The organism is Aquirufa salirivi (assembly GCF_045310485.1).
Classification (GTDB): Bacteria; Bacteroidota; Bacteroidia; order Cytophagales; family Spirosomataceae; genus Aquirufa; species Aquirufa salirivi.
Genome location: NZ_JBEWZH010000002.1, coordinates 86563 through 108628, shown reverse-complemented (window position 1 = coordinate 108628; position 22066 = coordinate 86563). Strand labels below are relative to the sequence as shown.

The 22066-nt window shown below is 38.3% G+C and carries 21 protein-coding genes and 1 tRNA gene; 12 read left to right on the top strand and 10 right to left on the bottom strand.

Annotated features, from left to right (window positions below):
* Positions 1-23: 23 nt before the first annotated feature.
* A complete protein-coding gene (locus U0R11_RS02890; RefSeq protein ID WP_406749711.1) occupies positions 24-1742 on the bottom strand; it encodes a tetratricopeptide repeat protein in 1719 nt (572 codons plus the stop codon).
* Between the two features lie 104 nt (positions 1743-1846).
* Between U0R11_RS02890 and U0R11_RS02885 the strand changes: the two genes are divergently transcribed.
* Positions 1847-2959 carry an amidohydrolase family protein gene (locus U0R11_RS02885; RefSeq protein WP_406749710.1) on the top strand — a complete coding sequence of 371 codons (1113 nt, stop codon included), beginning with the start codon at positions 1847-1849 and terminating at the stop codon, positions 2957-2959.
* Here the strand turns inward: U0R11_RS02885 and U0R11_RS02880 are convergent, their stop codons facing one another.
* Genes U0R11_RS02880 through ileS form a run of 3 tightly spaced genes read right to left on the bottom strand, consistent with a single transcriptional unit; the run spans position 2960 to position 8855 of the window.
* Positions 2960-4039 carry a hypothetical protein gene (locus U0R11_RS02880; RefSeq protein ID WP_406749709.1) on the bottom strand — a complete coding sequence of 360 codons (1080 nt, stop codon included), beginning with the start codon at positions 4037-4039 and terminating at the stop codon, positions 2960-2962. It lies immediately after the preceding gene.
* 1 nt (position 4040) lies between these two features.
* The gene (locus U0R11_RS02875; RefSeq protein ID WP_406749708.1) at positions 4041-5447 is read right to left on the bottom strand and encodes an MBOAT family O-acyltransferase; all 1407 of its coding nucleotides are present in this window, start codon (positions 5445-5447) and stop codon (positions 4041-4043) included.
* 6 nt (positions 5448-5453) lie between these two features.
* Entirely contained in the window at positions 5454-8855 is a 3402-nt protein-coding gene (gene ileS, locus U0R11_RS02870) for an isoleucine--tRNA ligase (RefSeq protein ID WP_406749707.1), read from the bottom strand.
* A 172-nt stretch (positions 8856-9027) separates the two neighbouring features.
* On the opposite strand from ileS, the gene U0R11_RS02865 reads away from it, so the two are divergent.
* From U0R11_RS02865 to U0R11_RS02850, 4 genes are all read left to right on the top strand, one after another.
* Entirely contained in the window at positions 9028-9609 is a 582-nt protein-coding gene (locus tag U0R11_RS02865) for a 5-formyltetrahydrofolate cyclo-ligase (RefSeq protein ID WP_406749706.1), read from the top strand.
* 108 nt (positions 9610-9717) lie between these two features.
* Complete coding sequence (locus U0R11_RS02860; RefSeq protein ID WP_406749705.1) at positions 9718-10185, top strand: hypothetical protein; 468 nt, start codon at positions 9718-9720, stop codon at positions 10183-10185.
* A 10-nt stretch (positions 10186-10195) separates the two neighbouring features.
* A complete protein-coding gene (locus tag U0R11_RS02855; RefSeq protein ID WP_406749704.1) occupies positions 10196-11188 on the top strand; it encodes an aspartate-semialdehyde dehydrogenase in 993 nt (330 codons plus the stop codon).
* A gap of 34 nt (positions 11189-11222) precedes the next feature.
* Positions 11223-11939, top strand: coding sequence for a pyridoxine 5'-phosphate synthase (locus U0R11_RS02850; protein WP_406749703.1), 717 nt, complete (start codon positions 11223-11225; stop codon positions 11937-11939).
* A 370-nt stretch (positions 11940-12309) separates the two neighbouring features.
* On the opposite strand, the gene U0R11_RS02845 is transcribed toward U0R11_RS02850, so the two are convergent.
* Positions 12310-12924: a class I SAM-dependent methyltransferase gene (locus U0R11_RS02845; RefSeq protein ID WP_406749702.1), complete on the bottom strand. Its 615-nt coding sequence runs from the start codon at positions 12922-12924 to the stop codon at positions 12310-12312.
* A gap of 227 nt (positions 12925-13151) precedes the next feature.
* On the opposite strand from U0R11_RS02845, the gene U0R11_RS02840 reads away from it, so the two are divergent.
* The 6 genes from U0R11_RS02840 to U0R11_RS02815 all read left to right on the top strand — a co-directional run bounded on the left by U0R11_RS02840 (position 13152) and on the right by U0R11_RS02815 (position 16440).
* On the top strand, positions 13152-13751 hold the full coding sequence (locus U0R11_RS02840; protein WP_406749701.1) for an RNA polymerase sigma factor: 600 nt from the start codon (positions 13152-13154) through the stop codon (positions 13749-13751).
* A gap of 240 nt (positions 13752-13991) precedes the next feature.
* Complete coding sequence (gene nth / locus U0R11_RS02835) at positions 13992-14642, top strand: endonuclease III (RefSeq protein WP_406749700.1); 651 nt, start codon at positions 13992-13994, stop codon at positions 14640-14642.
* The gene (pnuC, locus tag U0R11_RS02830; protein WP_406749699.1) at positions 14639-15211 is read left to right on the top strand and encodes a nicotinamide riboside transporter PnuC; all 573 of its coding nucleotides are present in this window, start codon (positions 14639-14641) and stop codon (positions 15209-15211) included. The genes nth and pnuC overlap by 4 nt, the downstream gene beginning before the upstream one ends.
* A gap of 156 nt (positions 15212-15367) precedes the next feature.
* Positions 15368-15751 (top strand): TraR/DksA family transcriptional regulator, encoded by a 384-nt coding sequence (locus tag U0R11_RS02825; RefSeq protein ID WP_166374506.1) that lies wholly within the window; start codon positions 15368-15370, stop codon positions 15749-15751.
* Positions 15752-16102: a phage holin family protein gene (locus U0R11_RS02820; protein WP_406749698.1), complete on the top strand. Its 351-nt coding sequence runs from the start codon at positions 15752-15754 to the stop codon at positions 16100-16102.
* A complete protein-coding gene (locus tag U0R11_RS02815) occupies positions 16099-16440 on the top strand; it encodes a hypothetical protein (protein WP_406749697.1) in 342 nt (113 codons plus the stop codon). Before U0R11_RS02820 ends, U0R11_RS02815 begins: the two co-directional genes overlap by 4 nt.
* 177 nt (positions 16441-16617) lie before the next feature.
* Here U0R11_RS02815 and prfB read toward each other — a convergent pair.
* Positions 16618-17692, bottom strand: a protein-coding gene (prfB, locus tag U0R11_RS02810; protein ID WP_406749696.1) for a peptide chain release factor 2 whose coding sequence is annotated in 2 segments (ribosomal slippage) — positions 16618-17631 and positions 17633-17692 — 1074 coding nt in all. Because the reading frame shifts where the segments join, the coding sequence is not laid out codon by codon here.
* Between the two features lie 80 nt (positions 17693-17772).
* On the opposite strand from prfB, the gene lpdA reads away from it, so the two are divergent.
* Positions 17773-19167, top strand: coding sequence for a dihydrolipoyl dehydrogenase (gene lpdA, locus U0R11_RS02805; protein ID WP_406749695.1), 1395 nt, complete (start codon positions 17773-17775; stop codon positions 19165-19167).
* On the opposite strand, the gene U0R11_RS02800 is transcribed toward lpdA, so the two are convergent.
* The 4 genes from U0R11_RS02800 to U0R11_RS02785 form a co-directional block, all read right to left on the bottom strand.
* On the bottom strand, positions 19162-19788 hold the full coding sequence (locus U0R11_RS02800; protein ID WP_406749694.1) for a 3-keto-disaccharide hydrolase: 627 nt from the start codon (positions 19786-19788) through the stop codon (positions 19162-19164). The two genes, lpdA and U0R11_RS02800, sit on opposite strands and share 6 nt — an antisense overlap.
* 9 nt (positions 19789-19797) lie before the next feature.
* Positions 19798-21120 carry a Gfo/Idh/MocA family protein gene (locus tag U0R11_RS02795; protein ID WP_406749693.1) on the bottom strand — a complete coding sequence of 441 codons (1323 nt, stop codon included), beginning with the start codon at positions 21118-21120 and terminating at the stop codon, positions 19798-19800.
* A 137-nt stretch (positions 21121-21257) separates the two neighbouring features.
* The gene (locus tag U0R11_RS02790; protein WP_406749692.1) at positions 21258-21863 is read right to left on the bottom strand and encodes an FMN-binding negative transcriptional regulator; all 606 of its coding nucleotides are present in this window, start codon (positions 21861-21863) and stop codon (positions 21258-21260) included.
* 95 nt (positions 21864-21958) lie between these two features.
* A tRNA-Ser gene (locus tag U0R11_RS02785) sits at positions 21959-22049 on the bottom strand.
* Between the last annotated feature and the right edge of the window lie 17 nt (positions 22050-22066).

Genomic DNA, 22066 nt, shown 5'->3' with positions numbered 1-22066 from the left:
TTTTTTTACAACACAAAATTATCTCAATTTTCGATAATTTGCCTCTTCTCAATCTTTTTAAATAAATTTGGACTAGCTCCCTCTAAATTTTTTGCCTTTTCCCAAGCCTTCATCGCTTCCTCCAACCTTCCTAAGCGAAACAGGATATCTCCATAATGTTCCCAAACCGTTGAGCTATTTTGCTTCTCATCCTTCAGCGCTAATTCTAGGTATTGCAAAGCTTTGGAATACTCCTTTTGCTGATACAAAACCCAAGCATATGTATCCAAATAAGTTCCATTTTTGGGGAATTTATCTGTTAATACTTTAGCCATTTTTGCGGCTTTGTCTAGCTTTTCTTTTCTTAATGATAAATAATAGCTGTAATTATTTAGTACATGTTCTTCCTCTGGGTTTTTAGCCAACACCTTTTCGAAACTCATATCAGAATCCCGATAATTCCCCGAGGCATGATAGGCATCCCCCATCAAGGCAAATAATTGTATATACCAAGTATCTTTCTCCTGTACATAAGGAATAGCTGACTCAAAAGAAGCTAGTGCTTCTTTGCTCTTTCCCTGCATATATTGGGCAAAACCCATTTGAAACCACAAAAATCCTTGATTGGGATAAGCTTCTAAAGCTTCTTTTGAATGCACTAAGACACTATCTAAAGCATTCATCTCAAAGTCCAATTGAATAATTCTAGTCCAAACCTCAAACTTCCCTCCCCCATTTCGTGCCGCTTTGATATAGGCTTTTTGACCTTCTTGAAACTTGGAAATACTCATCCATAAATCTCCTTGCATGGCCACAAATCGAGGCTCTTTGGGAAAAGCAGCTACAGCCCTTTGTAGAAAAGCATAGGCTTTGTCCCAGTCTCCTTGACCAGACATTAATTCAAAGGTTTGTAAGGTCACTTGACTGAACAGTTCAATGTGCATATCAGAATCGGCTAAACAGCGCTCTAAATAGGAAAGCGATGCTGCAAAATTCTTTTCATGAACCCGTACATTGGCATTTAATAAGGCTACTTGTCCATCATTGGGAAAATCTACCGACAACTGTTCCAATGCGATTTTAGCACCTTTCCAAGTACTTAAATGCCACCAATATTCCATTTGTTCCCAAGCAAACAAGGGCTCTTCAGGGTTATTGGCTACAAAGTTCGCCCCTTCCTGAATAGCTTCTTCCCACTGCTCATTCTTCAAGTATATGTATTGCTTGGTTCGTATTATTTCTGGAAAATCCCCAATCCATGGCTCTGCAGATTTCAATGCCTTCAAGGCCTCGTCACCTTGGTTATTCCATAGGTAAGCCTGAGCTAATCGAAGATTCACATCAGGTTGCATGGAGTCATACTGAATTAATTTCAAAAAGCAGGCAATAGCTTCTTTGGATTTCCTCTCTTGCAATAATAAATCGCCATACATCAATCCATAATCTAAGGAGTAGGGAGAAAGCTCATTGGCCTTTTGTGCAAACTTTAAGGCATTGATGGATTTACCTTGTGCTAGATAACATTTGGCCAAATAAAATGAAATAGATGCTTCCTGTGGCATTTCTGCCAAAAGTTGCTCCCATACTAATATAGCCTCATCATAATCCTCTTTTAAATAATGGCGCATACCTTCAGCCATCCACTCTTCTGCTCGAGCAGGAGAAAAAGCGGCGCTTTCCTTCTTGGCTTTTTTCCCATTTTCCTGCGCAAACAGTGAAAAGGAAAGTAAGCAAACTAAAAGTATTGAATAGAGGTATTTCATAAAAGTTCGAATATACCGAAATACCCCGAATCCTTTTCAAAATTTTAAATGAAATGCGCTGTATTTGAGCAGAATTGAATAGATTCGTTAAAATAATGAATCAAATGAAATACCTATTGTTCTGCACATTACTACTAAGTGGCTCTTTGTTGGCTCAAGAAAAAACCATGAGTTTCGAAGAATATGACCCTGTTTCTACATTAAAAGTTCCAGAGCATCACATCAAAAAAGCTAAATATCCCTTCATTGATATTCACAATCACCAATTCAACATGCCCAATCAAGATTTGGCTTATCTATTAAAACAAATGGATAGCCTTAATATGAAGGTCATGGTAAATCTAAGTGGAAAAGGTTCACAACGTGGTGCTGATATAGCCGCAGGAACAGCATATTTAGCTCTATCTGCTCGTGCAGGCTTAGAAAAAACCAATAACCGTGTGGTGGTTTTTACCAATTTGAGTTTTGCCAATATCGATAGTCCTGATTGGACTGCCAAAACCGTAGCTGCCCTAGAAACAGAAGTAAAAGCAGGTGCTATGGGTTTGAAAATTTATAAGGATCTCGGTTTAGAAGTTAAAGATTCCAAAGGAAATAGACTAGCCACCAATGACCCTAGATTGGATCCTGTTTGGGCAAAATGTGGGGAATTGAATATCCCCGTTTTAATCCATACTGGTGAGCCTATTTCTTTCTTTGATGTTCATGATAAAACCAATGAGCGTTGGTTAGAATTAAAACAATTTCCAGGGAGAGCGCGCCCATCCTCTAAATACCCTTCGTGGCAGGTCGTGATGGATGAACTGACCGACATCATCCGCAAGCACCCTAAAACCAAATTCATTGCGGCCCACCTCGCTTGGAGAGGCAATGATTTAGCAGAATTGGGGCGCTTATTAGACACTTATCCCAACATGTATACGGAAATAGGAGCGGTTATTCATGAATTAGGAAGACAACCGAAAAATGCCCGAAAATTCATGATTCAATACCAAGATCGGGTCTTATTCGGAAAAGATATTTGGAACACATCAGAATATTATACCTATTTCAGATTATTGGAAACAGAAGACGAATATTTCCCGTATTACCGCAAAAGACATGCATTTTGGCGTATTTATGGCCTAGGATTACCAGATGAGGTATTGAAAAAAGTGTATTATAAAAATGCTTTGCACTTACTTCCTAAACTAGACAAAAGTCAGTTCCCAAAATAATTAAGGCAGCTTGCTGAGTACTTGATTGAATTCATTCAACCAAATTTGAGCACCACGCAAGTTCCAATGTGAATCAGATCGGTAAAAATTCATAGTAGCTTGTTGTTTCAATGAAAAACTAGGATCTACTATTTTGACATGCCTTTGAGGGTGCTGCATGATTATTTGAATGGCTAAATTCAGGGCTTTAGTTTCCGTTTCTAAGACTGCAACTGGATTGGGAATCAGAGAAAATATCACTTGATCGTATCCATGCAACAGATAATAGGATTCTATTGCTTGAAGATGACTTACCATCCTATCAATTTCTTCTTTCTTAATAAGCCTGAATGAAGATCCTCTTTTTTGGGGATTAAGCGTTTCTTCTAAATAAAGAAATTGACCATCATGAGAAACTTGTACATCTGGATTTGTTCTACCTAAAGCCTTCCAAGTGAAATCCGCTTTAAGCTCTTTGATCCATCCCAAAAAACCAACATTGAACAAGACAAAATCCAAATTAGATTCCAACGTTGGATGATATATGGCACGCTTTACTCCTGCATCAAATCGATCCAATTGATTGATGAGTATTTGCTTGGTTGACTTATCAACAGGCAACGATTTTTTTTGTTGGACATCAAGACGTAATCTAGCATCAGCCAGATTCATACGGTCCCACATGTTTCTTTCTACACATTCGATTAACAATACTTTTTTCCGCGTGGATTTAGTTGGTATTAGGTGCTGCAGGCTATCTGACCATCGATACATTTGTACAGAATTCACCCGATTGAAATAAGCAGGATGCACTTGAAAAGAACTGTATAAATAACTATCTCCTAAAATGGTTAAATCATAATCGCGCAAATCATTACCCATTTTATCGGGTACGGCCAATAAATGGCTGTCCTTAGCTATGCGAAAATCCGACAAATAGGAAATCCCATATAAATCTCCAAAACGGTATTTATCTGCTCCCCAAGCATCATTGCGTGCATATCGTCCTTGAGTAATCCAATGCATACCTTTTTCCGAACTACTGATCATGAGTACAGTGGAACAGAAAATAAATATTAAAAGGGCAATTAGTCGACGCATATTAGAATTGGAAGTAGATAAATTGTTTTAAACTAAATACGCCTAAAAAATAAATGGCTAAGGCCAATAGACTAAACTGAAATAAAAATGGCCATGCTTGAGTTCTGCCTACTATTCTTTGACGATACTCCCACCAGCATAAGGAAATAATTAAGCCGATGGACAAAACAATTTCAGGGAAGTTCAAGGCAAGTGGTAAACCTGCTGTTTTGCCCATAAATAGTGTTTGGAAGAACTGCTTCACTTCACTAAAATGCTTTAATCTAAAAAATACCCAGGCCAAAGTCACCAAAACAAAAGTCAATAAACGATATGCCCACTGTACCCAAACCTGCTTTTGTGCCTCCGCGGCTAAACTAGGAAATACTTGATTCATACTTAATCCAATAACTTGAAAAAGACCATGCAATGCTCCCCAAATGACAAAATTCCAACTGGCGCCATGCCAAATTCCAGATAATACAAACACCAACATGATGTTCAAATACCATTTGGGAATTGAAACACGGTTTCCTCCTAAGGAAAAATACACATAATCTTTGAACCAAGTAGATAAAGAAATATGCCAGCGACGCCAAAATTCAGGCAAAGATTTAGCAAAATAAGGGGCATTAAAATTATCCATCAATTTAAATCCCATGACTCGCGCTGCACCGATGGCCACATCGGAATATCCAGAAAAATCACAATAAATTTGAAAGGAATAAAAGAATGCGGCTAGTGCCAAAGCAGCACTCGATTGATTACTTATTTGTGCGTAGGTAGGATCCACCAACAGAGCCAAGCGATCAGCGATGACTACCTTCTTAAAAATACCCGCTGCCATTTGCAATAGTCCTGATTTTACTCGGTTCCAATCCCAGTTGTGAACTTCATAAAATTGATGCAACAAATTTTGAGGACGTTCAATAGGACCTGCTACCAACTGAGGGTAAAACATCACGTACAAACTATAAATCCCAAAATTTCTTTCTGCTTTTTGATGTCCACGATATACTTCAATGGTATAGCTCATGGCTTGAAAGGTATGAAAGGACAATCCGATGGGCAAAATCATTTCCAGCACAGGGAGCTGCATGTGTGTCCCCAATTGCTCAGATAGCCAAACGATATTTTGGTCTATGAAATGATAGTATTTGAAAATAGCCAAAACTCCAATATTGGCGGCCAAACTTACCGCCAAGAATAGCTTTTTTTGTAATCCTTGGAAGCGTTCTAGATAGATTCCAGCAAAATAATCGATAAGTATGGTGAACCCCAATATCCCTAAATACATGGGCACAAAAGCCATGTAAAAGTAGCAGGAGGCCGCTAAAAGCAGGAACCAACGAAACTTAGGTTGTAATAAAAAATAAGCACTGGTAATAATTCCAAAGAAGACTAAAAACTGCAAGGAATTGAATACCATAGCTTCTTATTTATGAACCGTCACCTTAACGGATAAAGTTGTATCATCCATAGAAATTTCAGATGCTTGATCTAAACTCTCTTTCCAATTGATGCTCAATGCTTGAACCTCCTGACAGATATAGGCCCCAAATTCTTGAATACTTTCTTCCCAAGCCACATCTCCCTTCAACACGTCGATGTTGATTTTATCCACTACATCAAATCCTGAATCCTTTCTAAGATTTTGGATGCGATTAACAAATTCACGTGCCATACCCTCGCGTACTAAAGATGGACTCAATTGACTGTCCAAAGCAATCGTTAACCCAGAATCGCTGGCTGTTAGGTAGCCTGGCATATCCTCCGTTAAAATTTCCACATCTGTTAGTTCAATGGAAAAATTACTCAACAAAATAGTACCTTGAGCTTCCAACACTTGCAAGTTTTCTGCCGTCATGGAGTTAATTGCCTCCGCTACGGACTTCATATCTTTACCAAACTTAGGTCCTAATGCTTTAAAATTTGGCTTCACTTTTTTACTTAATACACCAGCAGCATCGTCCAAATAATTGACTTGTTTGACATTTACTTCCGATTTAATCAAATCTTCCACACGACGAATTTGGTCACGAACCTGCTCTTGTAAAACAGGAACCAACACTTGAGTCAATGGCTGACGTACTTTTAATTTATGCACTTTACGAATGGAGTGTACCAAAGAGCAAATGCGCTGTGCTAAGTCCATGGATGCCTCCAATGCTGGATTCTCCCAAGCAGGATTTACCTGAACAAAATCTGTCAAGTGAACAGATTCCTTATTACTTAAATTCTTGAATAACCAATCCCCGTAAAAAGGTGCAATTGGCGACATCAATTGAGCTACTGTTTCTAAGCAAGTATACAATGTTTGGTAAGCAGCTTGCTTGTCTGGGTTGATTTCCTTTTCGGTAGACTCTGGATTCCAGAATCTTCTTCTTGAAAGTCTTACGTACCAGTTCGACAAATGATCACACACAAAATCTTGAATGGCACGACCCGCCTTGGTTGGCTCATAAGAGGCATAGGCTTCGTCTACTTCTTGAATCAAATGCATCAATTTGGATAATACCCAACGGTCTAATTCTGTTAAATTAGCTTCTTCTAATGGATTTGCCTTGGGATCAAAACCATCCAAATTAGCATATAAAGCAAAGAAATTATAGGTATTGGTTAATGTGCCAAAAAACTTATTTCTCACCTCAGTAATACCAGCCAAATCAAATTTTAAGTTATCCCAAGGTTGGGCATTGGTAATCAAATACCAACGTGTTGGATCAGCTCCATACTTTTTCAAGGTTTCAAATGGATCTATGGCATTACCCAATCGCTTGGACATTTTATTTCCATTTTTATCCAAAACCAAACCCGTAGAGACGACATTTTTAAAAGCTACTGAATCTTCTACCATACTAGAAATAGCATGTAATGTAAAGAACCAGCCACGGGTTTGATCAACGCCTTCCGAAATAAAATCAGCAGGATATGATTCTTTAAATACCTCTTGATTCTCAAATGGATAATGCCATTGGGCAAAAGGCATAGCTCCTGAATCAAACCATACATCAATCAAATCCAATTCACGAGATAAGACAGCACCTGATTGACTTACCAAATACACTTGATCCACAAAAGGACGGTGAAGATCAGCCGTGCCTGCTTGTATCGCAGCTATAAAATCTTGATTACCTTTAACCTGCTCAGCATTTAATTTACCTGAAGTTAAAGCCTTTTCCAATTCAGAAGTCAACTGTTCCAAAGATCCAATACAAATCTCTTCAGAACCATCTTCTGTTCTCCAAATAGGCAAAGGTGTACCCCAATAACGGGAGCGTGATAGATTCCAATCCACTAAATTTTCTAGCCAGTTACCAAATCGACCTGTTCCCGTAGATTCAGGTTTCCATTGAATGGTTTGGTTCAAAGCGATCAATTTATCTTTGACTGCCGTGGTTTTGATAAACCATGAGTCCAAAGGATAGTATAAAACAGGTTTATCCGTCCTCCAGCAATGTGGATAAGGGTGATCAAATTTTTGTACGTTAAAGGCTTTATTTTCCGTTTTTAATTGAATGGCGATCCGCTCATCCACGGACAAATACTTATCTCTTCCTTGCTTGATTCTTGCTTGTTCCTTCTCTTCTTCGGTCAGGTAAGCTTCTTTAACAGGCTCTAATGCATAATCACTCACTTCTTCTACAAATTTCCCTTGCCGATTCACCAATGGCACTTCTTTACCATTGACATCTAGGACCATAATCGCTGGAATGCCATTTTGCTGAGCTACACGGAAGTCGTCTGCACCAAAAGTTGGAGCCGTATGAACTATACCCGTACCATCTTCGGTCGTCACAAAATCCCCTAAAATAACTCGAAATGCTGGTGTAGCGGGTTGAACGTAAGGCATCAATTGTTCGTATTCAATTCCTTCTAAATCCGCTCCCTTACATTCTCCCATGATTTGATAAGGAATGGCTTGAGGTTTTTTATCAGCAGCTATATATTCTTCGAAATCTCCATTTAAGGCAAGAAAATTGAAATATTTGAGTACCAAATCCTTAGCAAGTACTACATGAACAGGAAGAAAAGTATAAGGATTAAAGGTTTTAACAAGCACATAAGTAATTCCTTTCCCAGCCGTCAAGGCTGAGTTGGATGGTAAAGTCCAAGGAGTGGTAGTCCAAGCCAATAAATACACTGAATTTCCTTGACTTAATTCAAACAAAAATTGGGATTTTTGATTCTGAATAGCTTTAAATTGAGCCGTTAAGGAAGTATCTTTCACATCACGGTAACAGCCCGGTTGATTTAATTCATGCGAAGAAAGACCAGTACCCGCTGCAGGTGAATAAGGTTGAATGGTATAACCTTTATACAACAATCCTTTGTCGTACAGGCGTTTTAACAAATTCCAAACACTTTCAATATAGGGGGTTTGATAAGTCACATAGGGATTTTCAAGATCTACCCAATAACCCATCTTTTCTGTCAAATCATTCCATTGCCCCGTGAATTTCATGACCGTTTCACGGCACTTTTGATTGTATTCTTCAACACTAATTTTCTTACCAATGTCTTCCTTGGTGATACCCAATTCTTTTTCCACTTGCAATTCCACTGGCAGACCATGTGTATCCCAGCCACCCTTGCGTTTTACTTGTTTCCCTTTTAGTGTTTGGTATCGACAAAAAATATCTTTGATGGCGCGCGCCATGACGTGGTGAATCCCAGGAGTACCGTTAGCAGAAGGAGGACCTTCATAAAATGTAAAGCTTGGATGACCAGCACGTGTGGAAATCGATTTCTCAAAAATCTGCTCTTGATTCCAGAAATTTAAAATCTCATCGGCAACTTGCGCGTAATCTAAATTTTTGTATTCCTTGAATTTCACGTATAAAGGGGATTTAATAGTATAAGCTAGGCAAAATTGAGGCAAAAATAGTAAAATTTGGGCTGAAATCGTAATATCATTTCCTTCCTTATCTAATTAATCTGTTTTAGATAGCAGGTCATTTTCTTTGGATTTTATGCCATATTTATCCTAATTTGTTGCTTGTCGATATATGAAAAAGCTTGAAATAAGAAATAAACACCTTGCCCTTCGAAAATCCTGGACTCAGGAAGAATGGCAAATGCGAAATGAACAATTACATCAACAGGTAATAAGCTATCTTAAATCCCTTCCAAAGGGGACAGTTGTTTTTAGTTTTCAATCAATAGAAGGAAAGTGGGAAGTCGATACACTGCCTATTCATGAAACCATCACCCATCCTCCTTATGAATTCCAATTGGCTTTCCCCAGAGTAGAAGGTGAAGGAAAAATGTCGGCCTACATCGTGTATGAAAAAACTTCCTGGATTAAATCGGCCTGGGGCATCCTAGAACCAGACCCTATAACGGCAAAAAAAATAGAGCCAAACGAAATACAAGTTGTTCTAGTCCCACTCATTGGATTTGATTTACTGGGTCATCGGGTCGGGTTTGGTAAAGGGTTTTATGATCGCTTTTTGTCACAATGCCAGCCAAACTGTTTAAAAATCGGCTTAAGCTTAGAGGGTCCAGTTCCTCAAATTGATGATCTTCATGCATTTGATATCCCCTTGGATGTCGTCATCAGTTATGAAAGACTTTATACCATTCATTGAATTAGTCCAAAAATTCCTTTCTTGTTCGAGATATAAGCCCTAATTTTGCGTTCCAATAAACATTTTTCTGTGAAAATCAGGCTATTAATGATGTTTTACGTTTGTTTCATGACCCTAACTTTAATGGGGCAAGAAGAAGTAAAACCGAAGTTATATCCTATTGAACAGACAGAAGGCGGTTGGAACAAAAAGTATACCTATAAAAGACAAATTATAGAAAGCCCATTGGCCTTGCAAATTCCTTTATTGGAGGCAAGAGACCCTGAAGTGAGTTATGAGTTTTTGACCTACAAACGTCAAAAAAGAAGTGTAGAAATTATTTCTGCTTTCACCACAGGATTTTCTGTATATACATTTTTGAGTAAAGGACAGGTATCAGACGGCTTATATTGGTCAGTGGTGGGTAGTGCTGCTGTACTTAACTTATACCTAGGCACAGTGAGCATCAAGCATTTCAAGAAAGCATTGAAACGCTATAATGAGTTAGCGCAAACAGATAGTAAAATCAGTTTGCAAATCAATTCTCATGGAAGCTCTGGGGCTTCTTTGGGATTAGCATGGAATTATCAATTTTAACGATTATACAATGAAAGTTGCAGTAGTGGGCGCCACAGGCTTAGTTGGCGGCGAAATCTTGAAAGTATTGGCGGAAAGAAATTTCCCGGTTAGCGAATTAATTCCCGTGGCTTCGGAGCGCTCAATCGGCAAAAAAGTTAGTTTTAAAGGCAAAGAATACGAGGTTGTTGGTTTTGACACTGCTATTGCCATGAAACCTGATGTGGCTATTTTCTCGGCAGGTGGAGGAACTTCCTTAGCTATTGCTCCTAAATTTGCAGAAGCGGGTATTACTGTGGTCGATAATTCATCCGCATGGAGAATGGACCCAACCAAAAAATTGGTGGTTCCGGAAATCAATGCATCTACTTTGACTCCTGAAGACAAAATCATTGCAAACCCTAATTGCTCGACCATTCAAATGGTGGTAGTGATGAACCCTTTGCATAAAAAATATAAAATTAAGCGTGTGGTGGTTTCTACTTACCAATCTGTTACGGGTACAGGGAAAGCTGCTGTAGATCAATTATTCAATGAGCGTGCTGGTAAAACAGAATATGACAAAGTTTATCCTCATAAAATAGACTTGAATGTATTGCCGCATATCGATGTATTTTTAGATAATGGCTATACCAAAGAGGAGATGAAAATGGTCAATGAGACCAAAAAAATCATGATGGATGATTCCATTCAGGTAACAGCTACTACGGTACGTATTCCCACCATAGGTGGTCACTCCGAATCTGTCAATATTGAATTTGAAAATGATTTTGATTTAGATGAGGTAAGAAGTTTATTGGCACAAGAAGAAGGGGTGATTGTACAAGATGACCCGAAAAACTTCTTGTATCCTATGCCAATCACAGCTCATGGAAAAGATGAGGTATTCGTGGGACGAATTCGTCGAGATGAAACTCAGCCTAATACATTAAATTTATGGATTGTGGCAGATAATTTAAGAAAAGGAGCCGCGACCAATGCCGTGCAAATAGCGGAATATTTGGCCAAGCATCAATTAATTTAATAGAATGGCCGGTTTATCCGGCCTTTTTTATGATATGACTAGACTCAGCGTAAACATTAACAAAATTGCTACTCTCCGAAATTCGCGTGGAGGGAATAATCCGGATTTGATCCAAATGGCTTTAGATTGCGAACGGTTTGGAGCAGAAGGGATCACGGTACATCCTAGACCTGATGAAAGACATATTCGCTATGCAGATGTCTATGCTTTAAAAAAAGTCATACAAACCGAATTCAATATTGAGGGTAATCCTCTGGAAGCGAAGTTTGTTGAGTTAGTGCTGGCCGTTAGACCTGAGCAAGTTACATTAGTGCCCGATGCTCTTGGTCAAATTACCTCCAATCATGGCTGGGATACGGTTAAACATCAAGATGTATTGATTCAATTAATTGCCCCATTCAAAGCGGCTGGTATTCGTACATCTATTTTTGTGGATCCGATTTTAGAAATGGTTGAGGCTGCCAAAACCACTGGGGCTGATCGCATTGAACTGTATACGGAACCTTTTGCAGAGGAATTCCCAACTCAACCTATTCAGTCAGTTGCCTCTTACAGAAAAGCAGCCTTTAAGGCTCATCAGTTGGGCTTAGGAGTAAATGCAGGCCATGATTTAAGTTTGGAGAATTTGGCATTTTTTAAAGCCAATGTTCAGCCTTTGGATGAAGTATCCATTGGGCATGCCTTAATTTGTGATGCTTTATATTATGGATTGGAAAACACGATTCAGCTCTATAAAAGACAATTACTTTAGGACATTTCTGTTATTTAAAGCGTCCTTTAAACAACAAAAACATCCATTAAAAATGATTGAACCTAAAAAATTCATCATTCTAGATTAAAAGCGGTTAGATATTCCGAAAGAATACCTAGCTAATCATCAGCTAATCAGCCTTTGCTGATTTCCTGTTCCTTGTAATGCAAAATTGAGCATAATTAAAGTAAAACATCTTGCGTTAAATCAAGAAATAAAATTGATACAAATCAATTTTTAAGAATCAACTTTCACAAGTGCCTAATAAACAGCACCTTAGATTATTGTTCGATTTGACTAGCTTATCAGTTTATTGATAAAAAAGGGGCAATCGATGGATTGCCCCTTTTCACTAACTCGTAACTTACGATTAATCTCTTTGGCCTGTCAAAACTACAGCGCCACCAGCTACTGATAATTTGATGGCAGCTACTTTTCCATCGGTTCTAGAAAAAATAATATCTGCATCATAACCTTGGATCGTTGCTGTATATACATCGGCATCTTTAGAAGGTTTTAATTCTGCTGGCTCAGCACCACCTGCATCAGAAGTCAAGAAAAGCTTTCCTTCTTTTGCAGCAATTAAAATTTTCTTCACATATTCATTCTCTGCCATTTTAAATGAACCAGCATATTCATCTCCAGCTGATTTTGTCATTTCCTTTTGACCAGCTAAAACTTGTCCTTGAGCATCAATTTTAATCACACTCACTTGACCATTTACACGTTCAAATGTGATGGTTGCGCCCATACTTTCCAACACAAATTCATCCGCTTTTTTACCTACAGCTAATTCTGAATCAGGAAAACCTTCGGCAGACATGACTAATTTTCCATCTTTGGGAGTCAATTTCACTGACTTCACATAAGGATTATCTTGTAATTTATAATTACCAGCATAATCTGATACAGCTGTCTGCGCCTCAGCCGTAAAAGCAAAAAATGCCAACGATAGTCCAATGGCAATATTTTTAATTTTTTTCATTGGGTATTAATTTTGGTTTGTTTGACAAATCTAATAAAAAATGATGCTTGCATAACTCATGTAAGCTTGAAATGACAAAAAAAAATATTAAAAATTTTATATCATTTGCGATGAAGCGTTTTGATTTATAAAAGTTTTATTTACTTTTGAACCGAAATCAATTCGCCAACCAAACAATAGGAGACCCTGCATGAGATAAAACTCTACGTTAACAATTTTGAATTTTTATGATCAAAAATCAAGTTAACGATGCAGCGTTGGTATCAGCGTACATCCAAGGCAATGACCAAGCGTTTGAAACGTTGGTTAAAAGAAGCAAATCAAAAGTTTACACGACCCTATACTTAATCGTTAAAGATCGCTACATCGCAGAAGATCTTTTGCAGGAAACTTATATCAAAGCAATTGATGTATTGAAGTCGGGCCGTTACAACGAAGAGGGCAAATTTCTGCCTTGGGTAGTTAGAATAGCACATAATTTAGCCATCGATTATTTCAGGAAAGACAAAAGATATCCGACTATTGTCTTGGAAGATGGATCTAAAGTATTCAACAGTTTTGAATTTGCAGAAGATTCTGCAGAGGAGATACAATTAAAAGAGGATCAAATCGTTAATATCAGAGAATTAATTAAAAAACTGCCTGATGAACAACGAGAGGTCCTTGTGATGCGTCATTACGAAGAATTAAGTTTCCAAGAAATAGCGGCACAAACTCACGTTAGCATCAATACGGCCTTAGGTAGAATGCGTTATGCATTGATTAACCTAAGAAAAATGCTAGAAAAACAAGAGAATGCCTATGACGCAAAACTTTACCCCAAATGACCTAGTCAAAACTCTTTACGAACCCCTACCCGGGTTTTCAACTGTTTTAAGCTTGGAAGACCAATCGGAATTGGCTTCCCTCCAAAAGGTCAAATTGTCATTAGACAATGCCCTACTAGAACCTCCTAGTAGAACCATAGAAGCTATTTTAGCTTATTCAAAGCATCAGATGCCCATTCAATCCTAATGGATGGGCATTCAGCCTTGAAATTTTTCTTACCTTTGTAGAAAGTCATTTTCATGCAAAGAAAAGAACGATTTCAAGCATTTGTAGATCATTTTTCCAGCTCTTTTCCAGAGGCAGAAACCGAGTTACGATATAGTAATCCCTTTGAATTATTAGTGGCTGTGGTACTATCTGCACAATGTACGGACAAACGGATCAATCAAGTGACACCAGCTCTTTTCGAACGATTCCCAAGTCCTAAAGAATTAGCAGAATCCAGTGTCGATGAAATATTCAACTACATTCGGTCTGTTTCTTATCCGAATAATAAAGCGAAGCATTTATTGGGTTTAGGTCAAAAATTAATGGATGCATTTCAAGGAGAAGTTCCAGAATCCTTAGACGATTTACAAACACTTCCTGGAGTAGGCCGAAAAACAGCCAATGTTATCGCATCGGTGATTTACAACCAACCTGCCATGGCTGTGGATACGCATGTCTATCGAGTATCAAGAAGATTAGGATTGGTGCCACAAACAGCCACTACGCCATTAAAAGTGGAGCAAATCTTGGTTAAAAACCTTCCTGATGAAGTGATAGCACGGGCGCATCATTGGTTAATTTTACATGGCCGATACACTTGTTTGGCTAGAAAACCGATGTGCTCTAATTGCCAGATCAGTCATTTTTGTGCCTACTTTGAAAAAAATAAGCCCAAAACATGATCATTCAATGGATTCAAAATAATATCTGGGAGTTTAGTGGCATTATTTGCTCCCTATTGGGAGTCTATTTTTCTATCAAACAGCAGTTGGCTGCTTGGATTTGGAACATTTTAGGGTCCATTCTTTTTGGCATACTTTTTTACCATCAGGGCTTGTATTCCGATATGGAATTACAAGGTTTTTTTATTGTCATGGGAATTTATGGTTTTTACCAATGGAAAAAAGAAGACAGCCATTGGAAAGCTGAAAGAAGTAGTAAACAATTACTTATGCTGGGAATCACATTAGCTATTAGTTATGGTTTGGTAGTTGGATTCCTACATAGCCGTCTAACTAATTGGGTTTCTTTTGCTTATTTGGATGCCACATTAACAGGACTAAGTATTTTTGGCACTTGGTTAGCTATTAACAAAAAAATTGAAAATTGGATTCTTTGGATCTTCATAGACATCATTTATGTGCTGATGTACGTTCAAAAAGCATTATGGGGAACTAGCTTACTCTATATCCTGTTTATCTTTCTGGCTATCAGAGGACTATCTCAATGGAAAAAGAGTCTTCGATCTTAAAAATTTAAATTCAATTTGTGGTAATAATTATCTATTTCAAATAGTTAAATTTATATTTGTGCTACCATTATAAGAAACGAAACTAAATCACTGATTAACAAATACTTGCAAGAGCAAAATATTTATTCAACATTCAGATTAAGCATTATTTAGAACATGGGAAACGAAGAAAAGCAAAGGTATTCAGCTGAAGAATTAAAGGAGTTTGAAGATATTATCCTGAAAAAACTAGAAGAAACAAAAGCCGAATTAACGTATTTGAGAGAAACGTTAAGTAAAAAAAATGATCCGGGCACAGATGATACTGCGGGTAATTCCAAAGTAATGGAAGACGGTGCGGATACTGCTGAAAAGGAAAACATGAACCAATTGGCCGTTCGTCAGCAAAAATTTGCGGGTAACCTAGAAAAGGCACTTATGCGAATTAAAAATGGCACCTACGGAATTTGCGTAGAAAGTGGCAAATTAATTTCCAAAGAGAGATTGCGTTTAGTTCCTCACACACAACATTCGATAGAGGCTAAACTTAAACAAAAGTAAATGGGGTTTTTCGATAACAATAGGTTAATCGATCTCTTGAGTAATTACCTCAAGACACAATTCGAATTGGTGAAGTTAGACATCCAAGAACGAATCGAAGAACTATTGACTCGAATATTTACCTTTTTCTTAACGGCTTTTGCGGTATTAATTACCTTGTTTTTTGCCTTAATGGGCCTAGCTAACTTTTTAAATGAATGGTTAAAAAGTGCTTATTGGGGTTATTTGATTGTGGCGGGTTTCAGTACAATAGTTAGTTTAATCTTACTAAGCAATCTGAAAAAACAAGATAAGAAAGAAGCAGTTGAAGAAATTGACCCTCAAGAAACTGAAGAAGATATCGAATCATGAGCCGAGCAAAAAGTAAGAAAGAAGAATTAATCGCCCAAGCAGAGACCTATGAAAAAGAACTCTCAGAAGAGGTCGGTGAAATAAAACAACAAATCAAAGAAAAGGGTAGCCAAGCATTACTCATAGGTGGTGTATTATTGGGTTCCTACTTATTGTATTCCTTCCTTTCTGGATCTGAGAAAAAACCAAAATTAGAAACTAAAGAAGGGGGTTCTTTCCTAGGCGGGGCCATTAAATCGTATGCCATCGCTTTAGCACTTTCATTAGCAAAAGATAAACTAGTTGAATTTCTTCAGCAGTTAGAAGAAAATAATCAAGAAGTTACAACAAAAAAATAAGGCCGTTCGGTAATTTTGATTTGACATTTAGATTTGACAACTTTTAAAAAGTTGTCAAATCTACCTGAACCACCCCGAATCTACCTGAACCACCCCGAATCTACTCGAATCCCCCTGAATTCTCCCAAATCCTCCTGAATCCGATTGATATAAGATCAAACTATTGCAATCTGGTATTTAATTCCCCATCAAAAACGCCTTAATGAACTCATTGAGTTCTCCATCTAAGACAGCATCCGTATTCGAGGTTTGATGGTTGGTCCTATGATCCTTTACCCGTCTATCATCCAATACATAACTTCGGATCTGAGAACCCCATTCAATTTTTTTCTTACCTGCTTCTACTTCAGCTCTTGCCGCATTTCGCTTATCAATCTCAATTTGGTATAATTTTGATTTCAATAAACGTAAAGCCACTTCCTTATTTTGTAATTGTGATCTTTCCTGCTGACAAGCAATAATAATACCCGATGGCCTGTGGGTTAAACGCACTGCCGTTTCCACCTTATTGACATTCTGTCCTCCAGCACCTCCAGAACGAAAAGTATCCCAATCAATATCTGCTGGATTCACATCAATTTCAATGGAATCATCAGCAAGTGGATAGACATACACAGAGGCAAAAGAGGTATGTCGACGAGCATTGGAATCAAAAGGTGAAATTCGGACTAAACGATGAACGCCATTTTCAGACCTTAAATTTCCGTAGGCAAATTCCCCTTCTATTTCGATGGTCACGGATTTTAAACCCGCAACATCTCCATCATTGGAATCCACCAAGCGAACTTTGAAACCATTCTTTTCTGCCCACATGGAATACATGCGCAGCAACATGCTCGCCCAATCTTGCGACTCTGTTCCACCTGCTCCCGCGTTGATCTCTAAGACGGCGCTCATTTGATCGCCTTCTTCTGACATCATTTTACGAAACTCCAAAGCTTCTAGCTTTTCTTCTAATTTGGCCCCCTCCTGATCAACCTCCATTTCAGTCGCATCACCTGACTCATAAAACTCCCAAATGGTTTCTAAATCATCCATGGAAGATTTAAGCTTGTCGAAACCCTCCGTCCAAAATTTCAAGCCCCGCATTTCTCTCATGGTACTTTCCGCTTTGTCTGGATTATTCCAAAACTCGGGATCCATGGTCACTGTTTCCAATTCCGAAATCAAATATTTTTTGTGATCGTAGTCAAAGATACCTCCTTAAAGCCTCTATTCTGGCTTTCAGGTCATTGAACCTGTCTTTTGTCATACCTAAATGTGTAATTAAGCTACAAATATACCCGCTTTTGTGCTAAATTGCGGACAAATTCATTTAATTCAAGCAATACAATGGCGCAACAATACGATTTAATCGTGGTAGGATCAGGCCCGGGAGGGTATGTAGCCGCGATACGAGCTTCTCAATTAGGCTTAAAATGTGCAGTCGTGGAAAAAGAATCTCTAGGTGGAATCTGCTTAAACTGGGGTTGTATCCCCACAAAAGCACTTTTAAAATCTGCTCAGGTTTTTGAATACATTAAACATGCTGCTGATTATGGTATTACGGTAAAGGGTGCTGAAGCAGATTTTACGGCAGTGATTCAACGCTCACGTGGAGTTGCGGATAGCATGAGTAAAGGCGTTCAGTTTTTGATGAAAAAGAACAAAATCGATGTGATCATGGGTTTTGGAAAAATCAAGCCTGGAAAAAAAGTAGAAGTAACGGATGCTGACGGCAAATCAACCATCTACGAAGCAAAAAACGTGATGATTGCAACTGGTGCACGTGCAAGAGCTTTACCTAATATCCCGATTGATGGAGAAAAAGTAATTGAATACCGCAAAGCAATGAGCCTAAGTAAAAGACCTGATTCGATGGTAATTATTGGTTCTGGAGCTATTGGAGTTGAGTTTGCATATGTATATGCCGCCATGGGAACCAAAGTAACCATTGTCGAATTCCTTCCTAACGTGGTTCCTGTTGAAGATGAGGATGTATCCAAAGAATTGGCTAAGCAATACAAAAAAATGGGTATCGATATCTTGACGAATTCAAGTGTGGAGAAAGTTGATATCAAAGGAAAAGCCTGCAAAGTTTCAATTAAAACTCCAACTGGTAATCAGGAAATCGAATGTGATATCGTTTTATCGGCAGCTGGTGTAATAGCTAACTTAGAAAATATAGGTTTAGAAGAAGTTGGTATCATCGTTGACAAAGGTAAAATTCCTGTAAATGCATGGTACGAAACCAATATGCCAGGCTATTTTGCTATTGGTGATGTTACTCCTGGTCCAGCATTAGCGCACGTTGCTTCTGCGGAAGGGATCATTTGTGTAGAAAAAATTGCAGGACATAAAACTGAAGCTTTAGATTATACAAATATCCCAGGATGTACTTACTGTACTCCTGAAATTGCTTCAGTGGGTATGACGGAAAAGAAAGCTAAGGAAGCTGGATACGACATCAAAGTAGGGAAATTCCCATTTGTCGCATCAGGAAAAGCCACCGCAGCTGGTGCTCGCGATGGCTTTGTAAAAGTTATCTATGATGCTAAATACGGTGAATTGCTTGGTGCTCACATGATCGGTTACAACGTAACAGAACTTATTGCAGAAGCAGTGGTCGTTCGTAAATTAGAAAGTACTGCTTATGAAATAATGAAGTCAGTACACCCTCACCCGACCATTTCTGAAGCATTTAAAGGTGCAACAGAAGCAGCCTATGGTGAAGCAGTAGATTTATAGAAGTCGAACTTTAATCGACTTATACATTACTTTAGATTTGGGATCATGTGCTTGTATAGCGATGGTCCCATTTTTTATTAGTCGCAATTCCTGGCCTTTATTTCGTAAAGGACTAGCTGGTTGCGTATAATCCACTACTGTGATTCCGTTGATTTTAGTCACAATCCGATTTCCTTTAACCGTAACTACCATGTCATACCATTCATTATCCTTCACGTACACCTCGGCTACATCCACTACATTGTATAAACTAGCCGATCTTCTCCAATCTGTGTGAGAATTGTTTACCTGAATCTCATAACCTTGTTTAGGCCATTCGCTAGGCAAAAAGTCCGTATGTACATATAATCCGGAGTTTGCTCCTGGAAAAGTCATAATACGAGCTTGAACTTCAAAATCCTTGAAATTATGGTTATTAAATGCCCCATCATAATATAAATGCGCACGCATTCCCTCCACCACTAAATTACCATCTTCTACCCGAAAGGATTCCGGTCTTTCACTTGCCTTCCAACCGTCTAAGGTTTTACCATCAAATAATTCAACCCATTTCCCTTTTTGAGAGAAACCTACGTTACAAGCCAAAAGGCCTAACATCATTGTCAATACAATCTTTTTCATATTCATTTTTTAAATTTTAATTCCCCAAGTTTTGTTCAATTTTCTTCCTAATAATGCATTAGCCTCTGCATCGTTAAATTTCTCCGATTTCGGATTCCATTCCAAAGATTTATTCACAGCATAAGCAATGTTTCCAATGTTACAAACGGAAGCTGTTCGGTGTCCTACTTCTACATCACAAATTGGCATAGTTCTATTACGTATAGCTTGAATAAAGTCTACATAATGGTTTTCACTTTTATACACATGCTTTTCATTTGGCCCTATAACGCGATCTTTCAACTCTGGCTTAGAAGTCTCCAGTTTTTTTCTGGCGCTACGTAAAGTACCTTCTGTACCTACAAATTCCACCCCACTATTCCATTCCCATGGTTGATGAGTCATGGTAATACCATTGGCATAGGTATAGGTTAAATAAGGCTGATCTTTCCCTTGTGGAGCACTTACTTTCACAGGTCCAGACTGATCCATATCCAATGCCCATTGCACAATATCAAACATATGCGCTCCCCAATCCGTCATACCGCCTCCGCCAAATTCCTTGTATTTTCTCCAATTGGGAAATACATCTTGTGTAATTGGTGGAGCTAATTCCGCATTAAAAGCAACAGCTTCATTGGGCCCTAACCATTTTTCAAAATCTAATCCCTCCGGAATTGCTTGAGCAGGTAATTGATAAGCCTCTGGTGGAGGGCCAACATTAACTTTGATGGATTTCACTTCTCCAATATAGCCGTTACGAATTAATTCTACTGCTTGACGAAACTCCGGCCAGGAACGCTGCATACTTCCGGTTTGAAATACTCGCTTGTGTTTGCGCGCTGCATTCACCATGGCTCGGCCTTCTTTCACTGTCAATGATAGCGGTTTTTCACAGTAAATATCCTTTCCCGCTTCCGCAGCTCTAACGGCCATGGCTGCATGCCAATGGTCAGGGGTTGCAATAACAACGGCATCCACATTTTTAGAAGCTAATAATTCGCGATAATCTTGATAAACGGGAATCGAAGCATAGGCTCCCCAAGAAGGATTCTTGGCATAATTTTCTTTGACACGGTCCAAGAATAAATTAGCCTTCGCTTGGTAAACCTCACTGATAGCACTAATTCTTACTTGGCCTGTCGACAAAAAAGAATTCGACAATCCACGTCCTTGCTTACCAGTTCCAATAAATCCTAAATTAAGTACATCACTAGGAGCGAGATATGAACTTCCATCAGGACGCTTACCTCCTAGTACATGCCTAGGTACAATCATGATTGAACCAAAGGCCAAACTGGCTTTTGAAAGGAAATCCCTCCGATTTAAGCCATCGTTATTTTTATTTTTCATTTTCAAATAGGTTAATTAATTGGCATAAATGTAAACGAATTTCACCAAATAAAAAACCTTATTTGTCTGCTTTCAAGGTAAATAAAATCAAATTTTTTTATGAAAAAATTATATTAATAAGTCTCCAGCCTAGCGAACTATTTCTTTTTCATATAATCAGCAATTTGCTGTTCGTGGCTTAAGTTGCTTTGCGACAATGCTTGGGCAATTTGTTCCTGCTCCTTTTCAGATCTATTCTGACTTATTTTCTTTTTAGCTTGAATTTCAGAAACTTCCATTTCGAAAGCGACGATTCCCTGGATCATATTCGATTTATAGGTTTCTGATAAACTCACCCATTGTGCTTGATAATCCTTCTCGAAAAAATTAATGCTTTCTTCCAAAATAGCTTTCGTTTCTTCCAAGGAATCCACCACTCTAGCCTTACCATACAGATGAACTGTCATGTAATTCCAGGTGGGTACATTTTGCTCCTTTTCATAGTATTTAGGAGAAATATAAGCATGAGGTTCTTGAAAAATAAGTAAGCTTTCTTGAACTGCAATATGCTTCCACTGTTTATTGGCTTTGGCAAAATGTGCGCGCAAAATAATCTTATTATTGCTCAGATGTGAAACAAAAGGTAGTTGAGTTGCCACTGGTCGACCTTGTACCGTGGAGATGATCGTTCCAAAACTAAATTTTTGAATAAAGTCGATGATTTCACCTAAATCTGTCACTTGATTGATGGCAGGAATGTACATAGTTCAACGGATTAATGTGAACAAATGTATTGATTTCAAATGTTTTAGTCTTTCTTAAAATAAAAAAAGACAAATCTGATCTAGATTTGTCTTGTTGGCAGAGGGGAAGGGATTCGAACCCTCGATAAGCTTGAGACCTATACACACTTTCCAGGCGTGCTCCTTCAACCACTCGGACACCCCTCTGTTTGGGAGGGCAAAAC

Excerpts from the sequence above, each read along its gene's own strand:
- U0R11_RS02890 (WP_406749711.1), bottom strand. The coding sequence starts at position 1,742 with ATGAAATACCTCTATTCAATACTTTTAGTTTGCTTACTTTCCTTTTCA.
- U0R11_RS02885 (WP_406749710.1), top strand. The coding sequence starts at position 1,847 with ATGAAATACCTATTGTTCTGCACATTACTACTAAGTGGCTCTTTGTTG.
- U0R11_RS02880 (WP_406749709.1), bottom strand. The coding sequence starts at position 4,039 with ATGCGTCGACTAATTGCCCTTTTAATATTTATTTTCTGTTCCACTGTA.
- U0R11_RS02875 (WP_406749708.1), bottom strand. The coding sequence starts at position 5,447 with ATGGTATTCAATTCCTTGCAGTTTTTAGTCTTCTTTGGAATTATTACC.
- U0R11_RS02865 (WP_406749706.1), top strand. The coding sequence starts at position 9,028 with ATGAAAAAGCTTGAAATAAGAAATAAACACCTTGCCCTTCGAAAATCC.
- U0R11_RS02860 (WP_406749705.1), top strand. The coding sequence starts at position 9,718 with ATGACCCTAACTTTAATGGGGCAAGAAGAAGTAAAACCGAAGTTATAT.
- U0R11_RS02855 (WP_406749704.1), top strand. The coding sequence starts at position 10,196 with ATGAAAGTTGCAGTAGTGGGCGCCACAGGCTTAGTTGGCGGCGAAATC.
- U0R11_RS02850 (WP_406749703.1), top strand. The coding sequence starts at position 11,223 with ATGACTAGACTCAGCGTAAACATTAACAAAATTGCTACTCTCCGAAAT.
- U0R11_RS02845 (WP_406749702.1), bottom strand. The coding sequence starts at position 12,924 with ATGAAAAAAATTAAAAATATTGCCATTGGACTATCGTTGGCATTTTTT.
- U0R11_RS02840 (WP_406749701.1), top strand. The coding sequence starts at position 13,152 with ATGATCAAAAATCAAGTTAACGATGCAGCGTTGGTATCAGCGTACATC.
- nth (WP_406749700.1), top strand. The coding sequence starts at position 13,992 with ATGCAAAGAAAAGAACGATTTCAAGCATTTGTAGATCATTTTTCCAGC.
- pnuC (WP_406749699.1), top strand. The coding sequence starts at position 14,639 with ATGATCATTCAATGGATTCAAAATAATATCTGGGAGTTTAGTGGCATT.
- U0R11_RS02825 (WP_166374506.1), top strand. The coding sequence starts at position 15,368 with ATGGGAAACGAAGAAAAGCAAAGGTATTCAGCTGAAGAATTAAAGGAG.
- U0R11_RS02820 (WP_406749698.1), top strand. The coding sequence starts at position 15,752 with ATGGGGTTTTTCGATAACAATAGGTTAATCGATCTCTTGAGTAATTAC.
- U0R11_RS02815 (WP_406749697.1), top strand. The coding sequence starts at position 16,099 with ATGAGCCGAGCAAAAAGTAAGAAAGAAGAATTAATCGCCCAAGCAGAG.
- lpdA (WP_406749695.1), top strand. The coding sequence starts at position 17,773 with ATGGCGCAACAATACGATTTAATCGTGGTAGGATCAGGCCCGGGAGGG.
- U0R11_RS02800 (WP_406749694.1), bottom strand. The coding sequence starts at position 19,788 with ATGAAAAAGATTGTATTGACAATGATGTTAGGCCTTTTGGCTTGTAAC.
- U0R11_RS02795 (WP_406749693.1), bottom strand. The coding sequence starts at position 21,120 with ATGAAAAATAAAAATAACGATGGCTTAAATCGGAGGGATTTCCTTTCA.
- U0R11_RS02790 (WP_406749692.1), bottom strand. The coding sequence starts at position 21,863 with ATGTACATTCCTGCCATCAATCAAGTGACAGATTTAGGTGAAATCATC.